The following is a 15178-nucleotide window of genomic DNA, read 5'->3' on the forward strand; positions in this document are numbered from 1 at the left end:
ATAACCTTAGAGCGTGACCATTCTGTTGGCCATTGTCGGAGTACTGGGAATCTCCGCCTCGGGCCCCATTATTGCCGCTTTTCCCACCGTACCCGTGCTGTCCATGGCTCTCTGGCGCAATGGCTCAGCCGCCGTTCTGCTTGCAGCTCCCGCACTGCGGAAAAACCGCCGCATATTCCGTGAGATGACGCGACGCGAATGGAGCATCGTGGTGGCCTCTGGAGTGGCCCTGGCTCTGCATTTCGTGTGCTTCATGTATGCGGTTCGTATGACCAGTGTCGCGGCCGCCACGGCCTTAGTCTGTATTCAAGGCGTTTGGATCGCGCTGTTTCAGATGTATCGAGGCGTGCGCTACCAACCGATCGTACTGATTGGGATGGGTCTTGCGATCTGTGGGGTTGTAGCGATCACCGGACTCGATCTAGGCCTAGGACGCGAGGCGCTCATCGGTGATCTGCTGGCGATTATGGGCGGTATGTTGGCCGCGGCCTACACCTTGGCCGGTTCTGCGGCCAGGCGCACTCTGGGCACCGGTACCTATGCATCTACCTGCTATGCGGTAACCGCCGTCATATTGCTGGTGCTGTGCCTCGTTACGGGGCAACCGCTGTGGGGATTCGACGCCCTCGGATGGATTGGCATCATCCTACTCACGGTTTGCGCCCAACTACTTGGGCACACGGTAATGAACCATCTACTCAAGGTGCTGGGCGCTTTGACCGTATCGACACTGATCCTGCTAGAAATTCCAGGGGCCGCCCTGCTCGCTGCACTTTTCCTTGAGCAGGTTGTCCCATGGGGCACATTCGTCGGGCTGGGCGCAATCCTAATTGGGCTATGGTGTGTTGTCCGCGGACAATCACGCCTGGTTAGCGGCTAGTTTGCTTCCTCATCCCGAGCGAGCTCACGGATCTCGTCCACGCTGGCCTCTCGTGAAGAAACCGGTTCAATGGTGTCGGGTTGAGGACTCTCCGAGGACCAAGGATCGGGCACCGGCTTTGATGCCTTCCACAACGCCACCAACACGGCGACAACTCCCGCAATTGCTGCGATGAGCAAAAACTTCCCGCCAGTACTCTTGGTGCAGGCCATCTGGAACCTCCTGAAATTAGTCGTTAGCTGTCTCTTCCAGCCTAGGACGGATCCCGTGCGCACAGGTGCCGTTGGGCAGTATTCATGAATGTTTCACTGACCGCGTACCCGTAGCTTGGCGGTCAGTCATTGCAACATGGGAGAATAGCGCTATGACTGCAAACGCAACACACAAAGCAACGATTCACACCAGCTTGGGCGACATCGTTGTTGAACTGTTCGGTAACCACGCTCCGAAGACCGTGAAGAACTTCGTTGGTCTTTCGACCGGTGAGCAGGAGTGGGTACACCCAGAGACCGGCGATCAGAAGACCGGCACTCCCCTGTACAACGGGACGATTTTCCACCGCATCATTGCTGACTTCATGATTCAGGGCGGTGACCCGCTGGGCCAGGGCTTCGGTGGCCCGGGTTACCAGTTCGACGACGAAATCCACCCAGAACTGGACTTCACCGCTCCTTACAAGTTGGCCATGGCCAACGCCGGTATCCGCATGGGTCGCGGAACCAACGGTTCCCAGTTCTTCATCACCACCACCCCGACCACTTGGTTGCAGGGCAAGCACACCATCTTCGGTGAGGTCACCGACGCGGAATCCCGCAAGGTTGTCGACGCGCTCAACACTGTGGCCACCGACGGCCGTGACAAGCCGCTGGAGCCGGTGGTTATCAACTCCATCGATATCGAAACCCTGTAAGTTTCGACCTACTCAGTTGAAGGCTCCGGGAAGCGCATTGAGCGTTCTTTCCGGAGCCTTCGTGCATCCCCGTCCACTTTGAACAACCACATTTAAGGCGCAGGAACAGAATGTCATACGGGCAAGTATCCCCCTCAGGCCACGGCGAGCCGAGATGTTACCGGCATCCGGATCGAGTGTCGTACGTTAGCTGCGCGAGGTGCAACCGGCCGGTTTGCCCAGAATGTCAGGTCTCCGCCCCGGTGGGTGTGCAATGCCGCGAGTGCATCCAGGAAGCTAATCGTCAGATGCCAACCCAGCGCACACAGTATGGCGGTGCCGTGGCGACCAAGCCCCTGGCGACCTACACCATCATTGCGCTGAATATTCTTGCCTATCTCGCGCAGTGGGCGCTGCGCGGAACCACTCAGGCCATGATGCTGGTACCGGGGATTGCCATTTATGAACCGTGGCGATTGTTCACCAACGCCTTCGCCCACTCCACTGGATCGATCTTCCACATCCTGATGAACATGTACGGTATCTACATTTTTGGGACGCTGCTCGAACCACGTATGGGAAGACTTCGGTTTATCTGGCTCTACATGCTCTCACTCTTTGGTGGCACGGCCGGCATCATGTTGTTGAGTCCCCCATTAAGTGGAACGCTCGGAGCTTCCGGTGCCCTAGCCGGTCTCTTCATCGCTACACTCGTTGCACTCCGGGGAAACCGTGGAGTCCTCAGTCAGCTGGGCATTGTGCTGGTACTCAACATCGTGCTGAGCTTCACGGTGCCAAACATCTCGTGGCAAGGCCACCTTGGTGGCGCCATTGTCGGCGGCCTTGCAGCCCTGTGTATAACTTTGGTGCCGCGTGGCCCGAAGCGCAACATAACCCAACTCGGGTTGTTGGGTGCCTTGAGTGCCGTGCTAGCCATTGTGCTTTTCATCAGCACCACAAGCGCTGCCATGCCCCTGGTGTAAATCGAAGATGTGGGCCGTGGATATCCACACGCGTTATCCACACTGTTAATAACTTATGCACCGGCTGCATAAAGGGCGTGGATCGACTCAAGATCGATCCACGCCCTTGTTTATGGGCATTGGTAGACACGGCAGTGCATTTTGCACAGAGTTCCCCACAGTTGTGGATAACTTTTTAACAGTCCCTGTAGATAGCTGGATCTGCGAGTGAGTGGGGCCGGCTAACTCGGTCTTCGAATAAACTTGCGAAAAGCGGCCGCCATCTGGCGGTTTGTGAACAAGTCGCGTTATCCACATCTACTATCCACAGTGTTAATAACTTACAAGCGTGTGATTCCAGGTATGTAATTCCGGGGTTGATCTGGGCATTCCACTAGGGCCTCCTCATTGAGGGCCATTTACCCACAGTTGTGGATAGAGTTGTGAACAAGAGTGCGAGCATTTGATGCACACCCCTGTGGAAACGCCTGTTTAAATGTGGATAGCTCGACCTTCTGTTATCAACGGGAGAAGCAGCAGCACGGCGAAATAGCTCATCAACAACGCAATGAGCCCATCCAGAATGCGCCATGCCAGGGGTCTAGCAAAGATAGTGGATAGGTAGCGTGCCGCAAAGCCCAAGGCACTAAACCAAAGAATGGAACCCAAGACGGCGCCAAAGCCAAAGGCCCATCGTCCACTTTCTCCCTGCGCAGCTCCCAAAGAACCTAGAAGTAGAACGGTATCCAAGTAGACATGTGGATTTAGCCAGGTGAGTGCCAGCGTCGTCAGCACCACAGCCTTGCGCGAGGTTCCTCCTGATCCGGCCGACGCGTCGAGTGATCCCGGCGCTATGGCGCGACGCAGTGCGAGTACCGCGTAGCCGACAAGGAACGCTGCTCCCCCAAGGCGCGCAACGATAAGTGCCACGGGCGCGCGTTCGATGAGATATCCGATGCCGCTAACGCCGGCCGTGATCAAGACCGCATCTGACAGCGAGCAAATCAGCACGGTGGTCAACACATGCTCTTTGCGTATTCCTTGGCGTAGCACGAATGCGTTTTGTGCGCCGATGGCAATGATGAGACTTAGGCCAGTAGTGAGTCCAAGAAGGGCGGTATGAAGCATGAAATAAAGCTAGGTGGACGCTCTCTATGGAGTCCAACTTAATATTCTTAGTCTCCATTAGAGTTCCTAATGTGAATGTAGATCTGGCCCAACTGCAGACCCTCTTGGCGATTGTCGATGCAGGAAGCTTCGATGATGCCGCGATTGATCTCGGTGTTACCGCTTCGGCAGTATCGCAACGCATGAAATCTCTCGAATCGGCGGTCGGAGCAGTCCTGCTAGTTCGTGCGCGACCGGTTAAGCCCACGGAACATGGGCGACGCCTTCTGCGCTACGCGCGGCAAATTTCACAGTTGGGTGCCGAAGCCGAGCGGGAACTTCGGGCCGATACGAAAGGCGCCGAGCGGATGACCCTGACTATTGGAGTCAACGCGGACTCGTTGGCGTATTGGTTTGCGCCGGTATTCCGGGAGCTAGCCCGCTGGCCCGAGCTCTCCTGCGAATTCGTGCGGAGCGACGAGAATCTATCGTTGAGCCTGCTTCGATCCGGGCGGGCGAGCGGTGTGATCACCACCAGCGCAGAAGTAGCTCAAGGTTGCACGAGCACGCGGTTAGGAAACCTGCGCTACCACGCCGTTTGTTCAGAATCGATGTATCACGCGGTATTCGAAACGGCAGACAAGAGCACGGCTATAATCACCGCACCCATGGTGGCCTACGACCGGGATGACTCATTGCAGCATGTCTTCCGCGAAACGCTCACCGGGGAATCCTCGTCCCCGCCGAGCATTTCCTACATTCCGGAATCTGAACAATTTGCTGTTGCCATCGCAGCCGGATTGGGCTGGGGGCTAGTTCCCGTTGCGCAGATGCGCTCGTTACCTCAACTACGCACCATCGATGCGAACTGGCACGTTGATGTTCCGCTGTACTGGCAACGCTGGTCAATACAGTCACCGGCCCTTGATCGACTGGGTGCAATTCTTGCCACAGCGGCCAGCGAATCGGGGCTAACCTTGCTATCCTCAAAATAGGTAGTGTACAAGATCTACCTCCGGACGAGGGAGCCGTACCCGGATCGCACGACAAGACGGCCAGAAGGAATCTGGCATGCATTGGATCGTGTTGATCATTTCAGGGCTGTTCGAAGCCGTATGGGCCGTCGCACTTGGTCGTAGCGAAGGCTTCTCCCGCCTCGTACCAACGCTAATTTTTATCGGTGGAATGCTCGTCTCCATGGCGGGGCTCGCCTATGCAATGCGCGAAATCCCCACCGGTACCGCCTATGCGATATGGGTGGGGATCGGAGCGTCACTGACGGTTATCTATTCGATTATCACCGGAGACGAGCCATTCTCCGTGCTCAAGGTGGTGTTCATTCTCGGCCTGATTGGCTGTGTCATCGGTTTGAAGGCGGTCAGCCACTAAACGTGACTGGCGCTATTTCCAGCCTGTTGTCATGAAGAAGCCAACCATGGCAATACCGAAGCCAACGACAATGTTCCAACCTCCGATATTCGGGATCGGGAACAGCGTCTGCGAAACGTAGTAGACGATAATCCACAGCAGACCCAGTAGCATCAGGCCAAACATGACCGGCTTGTACCAAACTGGCATGGGCTTATCAATGGCGTGGCTTCCCTGCTGCTGGGACTCGGACACCTTGTTCTTGCGACGTGACTTCGATTCAGGCACTGTTTTCTCCCTCGGCTTCGTCCAATAGCTGGAATCAACGGGAGACTGAAGGATCTTCCCGGTAACCTTATGTTAGGGATTAGACGTATTTCACGTTCTTATCCCGTGTTGTTTCCATTTTAGCCATAACGCCGCAGTGAGATGGGTACCCATGGAACCGCGCGCCGAAGGAGTAAATCCACCGTGAACCGAGTCGCAACTGCGCCTGGGCGCAGAATGACCAGGCAGAAACCGAGCGCCGGTAACCGGATTTTGGGCGTTTTGGGTGAAATCCTGATTACTCTCGGCATCCTGCTCATGCTCTATGTGGCGTGGGAACTGTGGTGGACGAACATCGACTCAGCTAATGCACAAAAGCAGGTCACCCAAAACCTGGTGCAGAACATCGGTGACGTCAAAATCGGTGATGATAGCGAGGAAGATATCGACTATGGCCCAGCGCCCGTCGCGGAAGTCAATCCGGGGGAAACCTTTGGCATCATGTACTTCCCGCGGTTTGGATCTAATGGTTCGCACCACCCGGTGACCTACGGTGTCGGGCGTGACGTCATCGACAACCTCGGCATCGGCTACTACCCGAGCACCCAATTACCGGGCGAAAAGGGAAACTTTGCTGTGGCCGCTCATCGCCAGACGCACGGCCAGGTTTTCTGGGATATCGACAAGCTCCAGAAGGGCGACAAGATCTATCTGCAAACCAAGGAAGGCTATTACACCTACACCTGGTACGAGACAGAGATTGTTCAACCCTCCAACGGTGACGTGCTCTTGCCGGTCCCCCACGAACCCGACGCGGAGCCGAAACGTTCGATTCTGACGATGACCAGCTGTCACCCACCCTTCACTACGCGGTTACGTATCATCGCCTACTCGGAATTGACGGACTGGCGGCCGCTTGAAGCCGGGCCACCCAAGGAAATTCGCGAGATGGTCAAGGACGCTACGAGCTAGGAGGCTTGAATGTACGCATGGATATTCCGGAATCTGCCCGGACCCATTTGGTTACGAATCATTGAAGCATTGATCCTGATCGCAGCGATCGTGCTATTACTGATGATGTATGTTTTCCCGTGGCTGAGTCAGTTCAGCCCATTCACCGAATCAACGATTGGTCTCAACACACCGTGAGCACGTGCAAGATCCTCGTCATCGACAACTATGACAGTTTTGTCTATACCCTCGTTGGTTATCTGCAGGAGCTTGGCGCCGAAACCACGGTGATTCGCAACGATGCACTTAGCCTTGAAGAGGCTACTGAGCTCGCTCAGGGATTCGACGGGGTACTGGTCTCCCCCGGGCCTGGAGACCCGCAGGGGGCCGGCGTCAGCATTGGTTTGATTCATTGGTGTGGAGAGCACGCCAAACCCATGCTCGGCGTCTGCCTAGGACACCAGGCGCTCGCCGAGGCTTACGGCGGAACGGTCACCCACGCCGAAGAGCTCATGCACGGCAAGACCTCATTGGTCAACCATGAAGAGCATCCACTCTTTGCGAACGTCGCCAATCCTTTTACGGCGACGCGCTACCACTCGCTGGCCGCCGTGCGGGAGACCATCCCGGACGAGCTGGAGATCACCGCACAGACCGCTGGAGGCGTGATCATGGGGCTCGCACACCGAGAGAAGCCTCTATGGGGCGTGCAGTACCACCCAGAATCCGTGCTCACCCAGGACGGTTATCTTATGCTGGGCAACTGGCTAGAATCGCTAGGGATGGGCGGCGCTGCCGCGCGTTCAGCCCGGCTCAGCCCGCTTTTCAGCGGCGAATAGCCGAGCGCCCCGGCCGCGCTATCAGTTGGCGCGGCCAGGGGTCGTTGGATTCAAAACCGGCGGTTTCGATGACCCCTGAGGGCTTTCGGAAGGCTCGTTAGGTTCTTTAGACTCTTCGGGTTCTTCGCTAGGCGTCGGTTCCTCGGGCGCTTTTGCCACGGTCAGCGTAATTAGTTGACCCGGAGTGACTTCCTGCTTGGGCTCGGGATCCTGCTTGAAAACCTTTCCTTCGGTGTACTCCGATGTCTCTTCATCAATGAACTGGACCTTGAGGCCTAGATCTTCGGCCGTGAGGGTCTTCTCAGCTTCTTCCTTCGACATCCCTGTTACGGAGGGGACGACTACCTTTCCGGTGGAAAGAACCAAGTCAACAGTGCTTCCAGCTTTCACGTTATCGCCGAGGTTTGGGGAGGTTGAAATGACCCATCCTTCCGGAATTGTGGCGCTGTGTTCGTGGGTTACTTCGCCCACTTCAAGCCCGACGTCCTGCAATGTCGCGCGAGCCGTTGCTTCGGAGGTATTGGCTAGAGATTGCGGAATGGTGCGCTGTTCAGAACCCTGAGATATGAAGAGCTTAACGGTCGATTCCTTGGCGATACTCTCTCCGGCGCCAGGGTCGGTGCCGATGGCTTTGCCTTCTTCGACGTTATCGTCGAATTTAGGCTCGACATTCACGTTGAACGTAGCATCACGCAACAGGGTGGTAGCCGTTCCTTCGTCCATATTCGTCACCTCGGGAACCGAAACAGGAGCTCGTCGCTCCTGATCGGCCTGGTACCACGTGTAGACGAAGTAGCTGGCGATGGCGACTGCCGCTACGGCAATGATGGAGAGCAGCCATAGCATCCCCGCGTTTGTCCCCGTTTTCTGGGCCGCGGCGCGAGAATATTCCTGCGGGGCAAAGAGCGGGTGCTGGTCGGTCGCGGGGTGTTCTTCTCGTCGCGTGGGCGTTGACTCTTGGGCATAGATCGCCAGAGCCGGGACCGTTGCGTCAGCTTCGTCCTCGACGAAAGGAATGCCGTTTTCGGCATCCCGTAGTGCCGCGGCGAACTGTCCGGCTGTGGCGAAACGTTGTTCACGATCTTTATTCAGCGCCTTGAGCAGTACGGCGTCAAAGAGGTCGGGCAGGGCGGAATCAACCTGACTGGGAACCTCGGGTTCCTCACCGACGTGCTGGTACGCCACGGATACCGGAGAGTCACCCATAAACGGCGGGCGTCCGGTCAGCAACTCATAGGCTAAACATCCGGTTGAGTAGATGTCTGAGCGGGAGTCCACGGCTTCTCCGCGCGCCTGTTCGGGGGAGAAATACTGTGCGGTGCCCACTACCGCGGCTGTCTGTGTCATGGTGGCCGAGGCATCGACGGCTCGAGCGATGCCGAAGTCCATGAGCTTGACGTGGCCATCATTGGTGACCATCACGTTGGCCGGTTTAATGTCGCGGTGCACCACGTTCTTCGCGTGCGAATGATCCAGAGCGGCGCACACACCGGAGATAATCTCGATGCTGGTGCCTATATCCAGTCGTTCTTCGCGCACAATCTGGCGCAGCGAATGGCCCTCAACGTACTCCATGACGATGTAGGGTAGCGGCTCCTGTCCCTGTTGCACGGGCAGATCGCCAGTGTCATAGACGGCCACGATATTCGGGTGGCTCAGTCCCGCGACGCTACGCGCTTCCCGGCGGAATCGATTGAGCACCATTGGGTCATTGGCTGTGTCCGCGCGTAGAAGCTTTACAGCTACCGGACGGTCCAGTACATGGTCGGTTGCAAGATAGACATCGGCCATGCCTCCCCTGCCGATTAGCGACAGCATTTCATAACGGTCGCTAATCAGCGTGGGCACGCCCGGCGGAAGTTGCGTCTCATTCATCGCCCTGCGCCGTTTCCTTAGGGATGCTGGAGGTCGTCGGAGTACTCGATTCGGTAGGAGTTTGCGACGGCGTGGTTGGCTCCGGACCGTTGGATACGACGATATCTACCTCATCACCGGGTTCGAGCATGGCACCGGCATTTGGGCTTTGGCTGATGACCGAACCCTTGGCCACCGAATTCGAGTACTCGGTGTCGACATCGCCCACCTTAAAGCCAGCCGATTTCAGCGTGGACTCGGCCTGGCTGCGGCTAGCTCCAGTCACCGAGGGCACCGGCTGTTGTTCCGGAAGCTTGGTGTAGGTTACGGTCACTGTTGAACCTCGGGCGACATCGCCGTACGGCTGGATGTCGGTCACCGTATCCGGAGCAACGTCGGGGTCTTCAACGACCTTCTCGGAAACGGTGAGTCCTAGGCCTTCCAACTGCCCGCGCACGTAGTCAAAGGATTGCCCCACGAGCGCTTCGGGATTGACGTTTACCGTCGATTCGCTCTCGCTTGGCGACTCGCTGGTCGGGGTTTCCGACTCCGACTCGGACTCACTAGGGCTTGACGACTCGCTCTCGCTTTCCGAGGGTGACTCGGACTCCGTGACTTGCGTGCTCGGCGGGTTGGACGGTGTTTCCTGAGGTTCGCTTGCGCCGGTAAATTTCGGAATCAACCATGCGCCGAGGGCGACCAACAGCGCAATTGCAATGATCGCGATCAAGGGGATCAGCCACGGGTTGCGCTTTTCCTCTTCGTCCTCTGGATGATCGCTCCCATCGGCATCGAAGCCTCCGGGGGCTTCTGCGCCGCTCGAGCTAGCCGAGAAACTCTCGTCCGCCGGGGCCACCACGGTGGGCATGGCATTGGTCATCGGAGCCGAGGGGTTCGCCGTAGTGCGGGGTACAACCTGCGTGGCATCTGAATCATCAACATTCAGCGCCTGCGTGGCGGCATCCTGAACACCGGTGGCCAGCATGCCAGGAACGGCGATGACTGCAGTGTTCGTATCGCCGGCCCGCAGGGCATCGGCGGCCTCGGCTAGCGCCGTGGCATCCTTGGGACGGTCTGCGGCCTCCTTGGCGAGCATAGACATGATCAGCTGACGGACCGGAGCGGGCAGACTTTCAGGCAGCGGCGGCGGTGCGTCGTTGACCTGAGCCAATGCAATAGCAATCTGAGACTCGCCGGTGAATGGACGTCGTCCCGCAAGGCATTCGTAGCCGATAACGCCGAGGGCATAGATATCCGAACTACCGGTTGCCTGCTGGCCGGTGGCCTGTTCCGGGGCCAGGTACTGGGCGGTGCCCATAACCTGTCCGGTAGCGGTCAGCGGGACCTGGTCGGCGGCGCGGGCGATACCGAAATCGGTAATCTTCACGGTGCCCGAGGGCATGACCAAGATATTTCCCGGCTTCACGTCTCGGTGCACTAAGCCGTGGGCATGGGCCGCGGCCAAGGCCCGGGCGGTTTGCGCAATGAGCGAGAGGGTACGGTCCACGTCGAGCTTGCGTTCCCGCTCGATTATGCTGGACAGCGGCTGGCCGGGGACCAGCTCCATGACGAGGTAGGCAGAGCCGCCCTCTTCGCCGTAGTCGAAGACGCCGGCAATGCCTGGGTGGTTCAGCAGGGCGGTATGGCGCGCCTCGACGCGGAAGCGCTTGAGGAAGGCTTCGTTGTTGGTGTATTCCTCTTTGAGGATTTTGATGGCCACGAGACGACCAAGTACTTGGTCGCGGGCCTTCCACACTTCGCCCATGCCGCCGATCGCGATGCGTTCGGTCAGCTTGTAGCGACCTCCCATGGTGGTACCGATTACTGGCCTCACTGGGTGAACACCGCCTTCGTCATTTCTTTCATAAGTGCTCCGGCCAGATTATGGCCCTTGTTGTAGGGAACGCGTTCTACATTTACTGTGATGGCGTACTGTGGGTCGTCCCCTGGTGCGAAACCGGTGATCCACGAATTAACGAGGCCGGTATTGCCGATCTGTGCCGTTCCGGTCTTAACCCGCAGATCCACCCCAGGAACTCGAGTATTCATGGCGGTTCCGGATTCCACCGGCCCCTTCATCAGTTCGGCAACCTGTGCGGCCACCTCAGGCGTGGTCGCGGTCGAGAATGCTTTCGGTTTTGGTTCATCGACGATCCGTAGGTCCGGGGCGATCACCTTTTTGATCAGGTTCGGTTGCATGATCACACCCTTGTTCGCAATGCCCATGGCGACCATGTTCATCTGTAGTGGTGTGGCCTTAGTATCAAACTGACCGATGACTGCCATTGCCAATTGCGAAGGTTCCATATCACGTGGAAATTCCGATGGAGTCACGCGCAATGGGATATTAAGCTGTTGTCCGAAACCGAAACGCTCGGTCACGTCTACGAAGGCACCTTCGCCAAGATCCTGGCTCATATTCACGAACGGTGTATTGCAACTTTGAGTGAAGATGAACTCCAAGGTGGCGTTCGGGCGGCTGGAACAAATGCCCGCGTCGAAGTTACCCAATTGCGTGTTGGTGCCGGGCAATTTGATCTTCGATGGGTTCTCAAGTTTGGTGTCTTTGTTGTACTTTCCAGACTCGATGCCCGCCACGGTGTCTAGGATCTTGAATGAAGAACCGGGGGACACAAGATCGTTGATCGCCGGGTTTCGATAAACGCTGAGACCATCTGTCGCATTGATTTTCTTCAGGTTATCGGCAGCCTTCTTCGTGGAGTGCACGGCCAATTGATTCGGATCATAGCTGGGCTTGCTCACCATGGTCTTGATGGCGCCGGTCTTCACGTCGGTTACGACGATCGTTGCCTTGGTTCCATCGTTAGGGATTAAGTCATAGGCGGTCTGCTGCAGCTTTCCATCGATGGTCAGCTCAACCGAGGCACCTTCGGATTCTTGGCCGGTGAACATGGCAGCCAGACGATCGAAGAGCAAGTCGGAACTTGAACCGGTGAGCCATCCGTTGAGTTGCGACTCGAGGTGCGTGCTCCCGTTGGCCAACGAATAGAATCCGGTCAGGTGCGCATACACCTCTGGGTTGTTGTACTTGCGCTGGTAGGTGAACTGACCCTCGTCGGTGGCGACCGATTCGGCAATCGACTTACCGTCGACCAGAATCGCCCCACGCGGCAAATCGAACTCACGGTACAACTGCCGTTTGTTCATCGGGTTGTCGGCAAGGGTCTGCGAGGCAAAGAACTGAATATAGGTGAGTCCGCCGATGCAGATGAGGAACAGGGCGGTTAGCGCGATCCATACGCGTCGAATTGCGTGATTCATGAGGATTTCACCGCCTTATGAGTAGCTGAGGGAGTGGCAACGACATCGGTTGGGGTTGCTGTCTCGTCCATTGGGCGTCGAGCGTTGTGGGAGATCAGCAGGAGAATGACCACGATGATCCAGTTCGCCAGCAGGGACGAACCACCGGCTGCCATAAAGGGCGTGGCGAGACCCGTGAGAGGGATCAGTCGGGTGACTCCTCCGATAATGACCACGCATTGCAATGCCAAGGTCACCGACAGGCCGGTTGCCAGTAGCTTTCCAAAGGCATCGCGTGAACCTAGCGCGGTACGCAGCCCACGGCTGATCAACAGCATGAACAGCAATACGATGGCGACAACACCGATCAGCCCGATTTCTTCACCGAACGAGGCAATGATCATGTCGGAGTTGGCCAGTGGTACCCGGTAGGGGGAACCAGCGCCCAAGCCGGTGCCAAAGAGTCCACCATCGGCCATGCCGAACAGTCCTTCGACGATCTGCATACTGCCGCCGGCGGCCTGATACACCTCGGGGTCGAACGCGTTGAGCCAGGTGTTCAGGCGACGGGTCACGTGACCCATGGTCGACCCGGCGAAAACGCCGCCAACGATCACCAATAGGAAGCCGATCAGTACCCACGAAATTCTGGCAGTTGCCACGTAAACCATGACGATGAACATGCCGAAGAACAGGATCGAGGATCCGAGGTCACGTTGGACCACGAGCACGCCTATAGACATGAGCCAGGCCAACACCATGGGGGCCATATCCCGCATACGCGGCAACTGGAGCGGGCCGACCTTGCGACCGGCCATGAGGATCAAGTCGCGATTCGATGAGAGGTAGGCGGCAAAGAAGATCGCCAAGGTAATCTTGGCCAGCTCGCCGGGCTGCATCGAGTAGCTACCTACGTGGATCCAAATGCGTGCACCGTTGATCGTGACGCCTAGCCCAGGAATCATCGGTAGAACGAGCAGAATTAAAGATGCCGCAAGCGATATGTAGGTGAAGCGTCGCAGGGTTCTGTGATCTCGAATAACCCACAGAGCCACCGCCGCAACGAGCACGGCAATGACCGTCCAGAGCAGCTGACGGCTTGCCTGGTCGGTAGATTTTGCCATGTCAATTCGGTAAATCATGGCCAAGCCCAGGGCATTGAGAGCCACCGTGATCGGAAGTATTACCGGATCGGCATATTTGGCGAAGATGCGCAGGAGCACGTGAATAATCAGCCCCAGAACGCCTAGGACGCCGATCTGCTTCACGATCACCATAACGTCGGTGGCCTCCGTGGTGACGCCGACCAGATAGAAGGCCGAGGCACCTACGGCGAGGGCCAAGAGCAACAGGAGCAGTTCGAGATTACGGCGTGAAACCGGTGCCGTTTGCACTTCGGTCATCGCAGAATCTCCTTGCAGTAGTCTGGCAGGTCTCGTTGCTCATTTTCCTTGTCATCGTCGCCGGGAGCCTGCACGGGGCAGTTCTGTTTGGCGGTGACCAGAAGTTCTTGAACCATTGCCCGGGCGTGGTCCAGATCCTTGGCATGAATGCTCGATTGCACGCGCTGGCGTGAATATTCCGGTAACGCGTCCAGCGGCACATTACTGACCGAATCGACCTCGGAGAGTGAAATCGGCCCCAGTTCTTGCGGAACGCCCTTGAATATCGCGACCCTGTTATCCACCGACCCAACGTAGTACTGGGTTTGTGTCCACAGGTAGCCCCACGCACCCACGACCACGATCAAGATGGTCATCATGGTCAACAGGGCGGAGAGGAACCAGCGGCGACGTGGTCGCTCCGGCTCCACGGCCGGATCGAGAATCTCGCTGGCCTCGGGGGAGCGGTGGGTCAGTAGGGCCGCCGCGCGGCGTTCGCCCGTGCTCTGCGTGACCACGGGTATCTGCCCGGTTTGAGTGGCCAGTTGGGCGGCACCAACCAGTAGATGCGGGCGCTGTGAAATCTCATGGCGCAGCAAGACCGCGCTGGCTTCAACATCGCCTTCGGCGGCAATGGTCAGCTGTTCGGTATTCGGCGCCGGCTCGTAGGGGTCGGTGACATCGGCGTTTACGTCGTCGGATTCGACAACCTCGAAAATCACCACGGTAACGTTATCGGGTGCCCCGTTTTGCAGGGTGGTTGCGACCAGGTCATTGACCGCTTGATCCAGATCCTTGGTTCCGCGCAGGGTCTGTTCGATAACCGGCTCCGGGACAACGTCGGTCAATCCGTCGGAGCAGAGCAACCAGCGTTCGCCGGGTGCTGCCTCGTGTTGCTGGATATCAAGTTCGGGAGAGGCGTCTGAATCGCCCAGAACGCGCAAGAGCACGTTCTTATGAGGGTGACTTTCGGCGTCGGTAGGGGAGATGCGCCCCTCTTCGACGAGTCGCTGCACGAAGGTGTGATCCTTCGAGACTTGCTCAAAGACCCCGTCCTTGAGCCGGTAGGCCCGAGAGTCGCCAATATGGGCCATGTACAGCGTGCTGCCGGAGAGTAATAGCGAGGTGACGGTGGTGCCCATACCCGAAAGCTTCGGATTGGAGGCGACAAGCTCATTGAGCACAAGATTGGCCGCCTGAATCTCATCGGGTAGCGCATTTTCCGGCTCGGGGGTATGTGGGTTATCCAGATGGATTAGATCGAGGACGGTCGAGGCACTGGCGACGTCGCCGCCAACATGACCACCCATGCCATCTGCCAGCACGGCGAGATTCTGCCCAACATAGGCAGAATCGTCATTCTTTTTTCGGACCCGTCCAACATCAGACTTGGCCGCGAATTCAAGCTTTAGAGCCAT

General features: G+C 57.5%; 15 protein-coding genes and 1 riboswitch. Of the genes, 7 read left to right on the plus strand and 8 right to left on the minus strand.

All coding sequences use genetic code 11. The features are described 5' to 3' along the window. Positions 1-13: 13 nt before the first annotated feature. A complete protein-coding gene (locus tag ACYU0X_RS00080; RefSeq protein WP_461901766.1) occupies positions 14-880 on the plus strand; it encodes a DMT family transporter in 867 nt (288 codons plus the stop codon). On the opposite strand, the gene ACYU0X_RS00085 is transcribed toward ACYU0X_RS00080, so the two are convergent. Continuing rightward, positions 877-1092: a hypothetical protein gene (locus ACYU0X_RS00085; protein WP_461901767.1), complete on the minus strand. Its 216-nt coding sequence runs from the start codon at positions 1090-1092 to the stop codon at positions 877-879. The genes ACYU0X_RS00080 and ACYU0X_RS00085 overlap by 4 nt on opposite strands. Positions 1093-1244: 152 nt before the next feature. On the opposite strand from ACYU0X_RS00085, the gene ACYU0X_RS00090 reads away from it, so the two are divergent. Further along, complete coding sequence (locus ACYU0X_RS00090; protein WP_309410320.1) at positions 1245-1790, plus strand: peptidylprolyl isomerase; 546 nt, start codon at positions 1245-1247, stop codon at positions 1788-1790. Between the two features lie 287 nt (positions 1791-2077). Further along, the gene (locus ACYU0X_RS00095; RefSeq protein WP_461901768.1) at positions 2078-2752 is read left to right on the plus strand and encodes a rhomboid family intramembrane serine protease; all 675 of its coding nucleotides are present in this window, start codon (positions 2078-2080) and stop codon (positions 2750-2752) included. Between the two features lie 471 nt (positions 2753-3223). On the opposite strand, the gene ACYU0X_RS00100 is transcribed toward ACYU0X_RS00095, so the two are convergent. Beyond that, a complete protein-coding gene (locus ACYU0X_RS00100) occupies positions 3224-3859 on the minus strand; it encodes a LysE/ArgO family amino acid transporter (RefSeq protein WP_461901769.1) in 636 nt (211 codons plus the stop codon). 71 nt (positions 3860-3930) lie between these two features. On the opposite strand from ACYU0X_RS00100, the gene ACYU0X_RS00105 reads away from it, so the two are divergent. Beyond that, complete coding sequence (locus tag ACYU0X_RS00105; protein WP_461901770.1) at positions 3931-4833, plus strand: ArgP/LysG family DNA-binding transcriptional regulator; 903 nt, start codon at positions 3931-3933, stop codon at positions 4831-4833. After that, positions 4828-4898, plus strand: a riboswitch (guanidine-III (ykkC-III) riboswitch). It overlaps the preceding gene by 6 nt. A gap of 11 nt (positions 4899-4909) precedes the next feature. Further along, a complete protein-coding gene (locus tag ACYU0X_RS00110; RefSeq protein ID WP_461901771.1) occupies positions 4910-5227 on the plus strand; it encodes a DMT family transporter in 318 nt (105 codons plus the stop codon). Between the two features lie 12 nt (positions 5228-5239). Here ACYU0X_RS00110 and ACYU0X_RS00115 read toward each other — a convergent pair whose 3' ends face one another. Continuing rightward, a complete protein-coding gene (locus ACYU0X_RS00115) occupies positions 5240-5494 on the minus strand; it encodes a cell division protein CrgA (RefSeq protein WP_309410315.1) in 255 nt (84 codons plus the stop codon). Between the two features lie 183 nt (positions 5495-5677). On the opposite strand from ACYU0X_RS00115, the gene ACYU0X_RS00120 reads away from it, so the two are divergent. After that, positions 5678-6445, plus strand: a complete 768-nt coding sequence (locus ACYU0X_RS00120) for a class E sortase (protein WP_461901772.1) — start codon at positions 5678-5680, stop codon at positions 6443-6445. 173 nt (positions 6446-6618) lie between these two features. After that, positions 6619-7263, plus strand: coding sequence for an anthranilate synthase component II (locus ACYU0X_RS00125; RefSeq protein WP_461901773.1), 645 nt, complete (start codon positions 6619-6621; stop codon positions 7261-7263). 21 nt (positions 7264-7284) lie between these two features. Here ACYU0X_RS00125 and pknB read toward each other — a convergent pair whose 3' ends face one another. Genes pknB through ACYU0X_RS00150 form a run of 5 tightly spaced genes read right to left on the minus strand, consistent with a single transcriptional unit; the run spans position 7285 to position 15178 of the window. Continuing rightward, complete coding sequence (pknB, locus tag ACYU0X_RS00130) at positions 7285-9138, minus strand: Stk1 family PASTA domain-containing Ser/Thr kinase (RefSeq protein WP_461901774.1); 1854 nt, start codon at positions 9136-9138, stop codon at positions 7285-7287. Continuing rightward, positions 9131-10951, minus strand: a complete 1821-nt coding sequence (locus ACYU0X_RS00135; protein WP_461901775.1) for a protein kinase domain-containing protein — start codon at positions 10949-10951, stop codon at positions 9131-9133. Before ACYU0X_RS00135 ends, pknB begins: the two co-directional genes overlap by 8 nt. Further along, the gene (locus tag ACYU0X_RS00140; protein WP_461901776.1) at positions 10948-12399 is read right to left on the minus strand and encodes a penicillin-binding transpeptidase domain-containing protein; all 1452 of its coding nucleotides are present in this window, start codon (positions 12397-12399) and stop codon (positions 10948-10950) included. Before ACYU0X_RS00140 ends, ACYU0X_RS00135 begins: the two co-directional genes overlap by 4 nt. Next, a complete protein-coding gene (locus ACYU0X_RS00145; RefSeq protein WP_461901777.1) occupies positions 12396-13781 on the minus strand; it encodes an FtsW/RodA/SpoVE family cell cycle protein in 1386 nt (461 codons plus the stop codon). The genes ACYU0X_RS00140 and ACYU0X_RS00145 overlap by 4 nt, the downstream gene beginning before the upstream one ends. Then, a complete protein-coding gene (locus ACYU0X_RS00150) occupies positions 13778-15178 on the minus strand; it encodes a PP2C family protein-serine/threonine phosphatase (protein WP_459275658.1) in 1401 nt (466 codons plus the stop codon). Before ACYU0X_RS00150 ends, ACYU0X_RS00145 begins: the two co-directional genes overlap by 4 nt.

It is taken from the genome of Glutamicibacter sp. X7 (assembly GCF_054889245.1).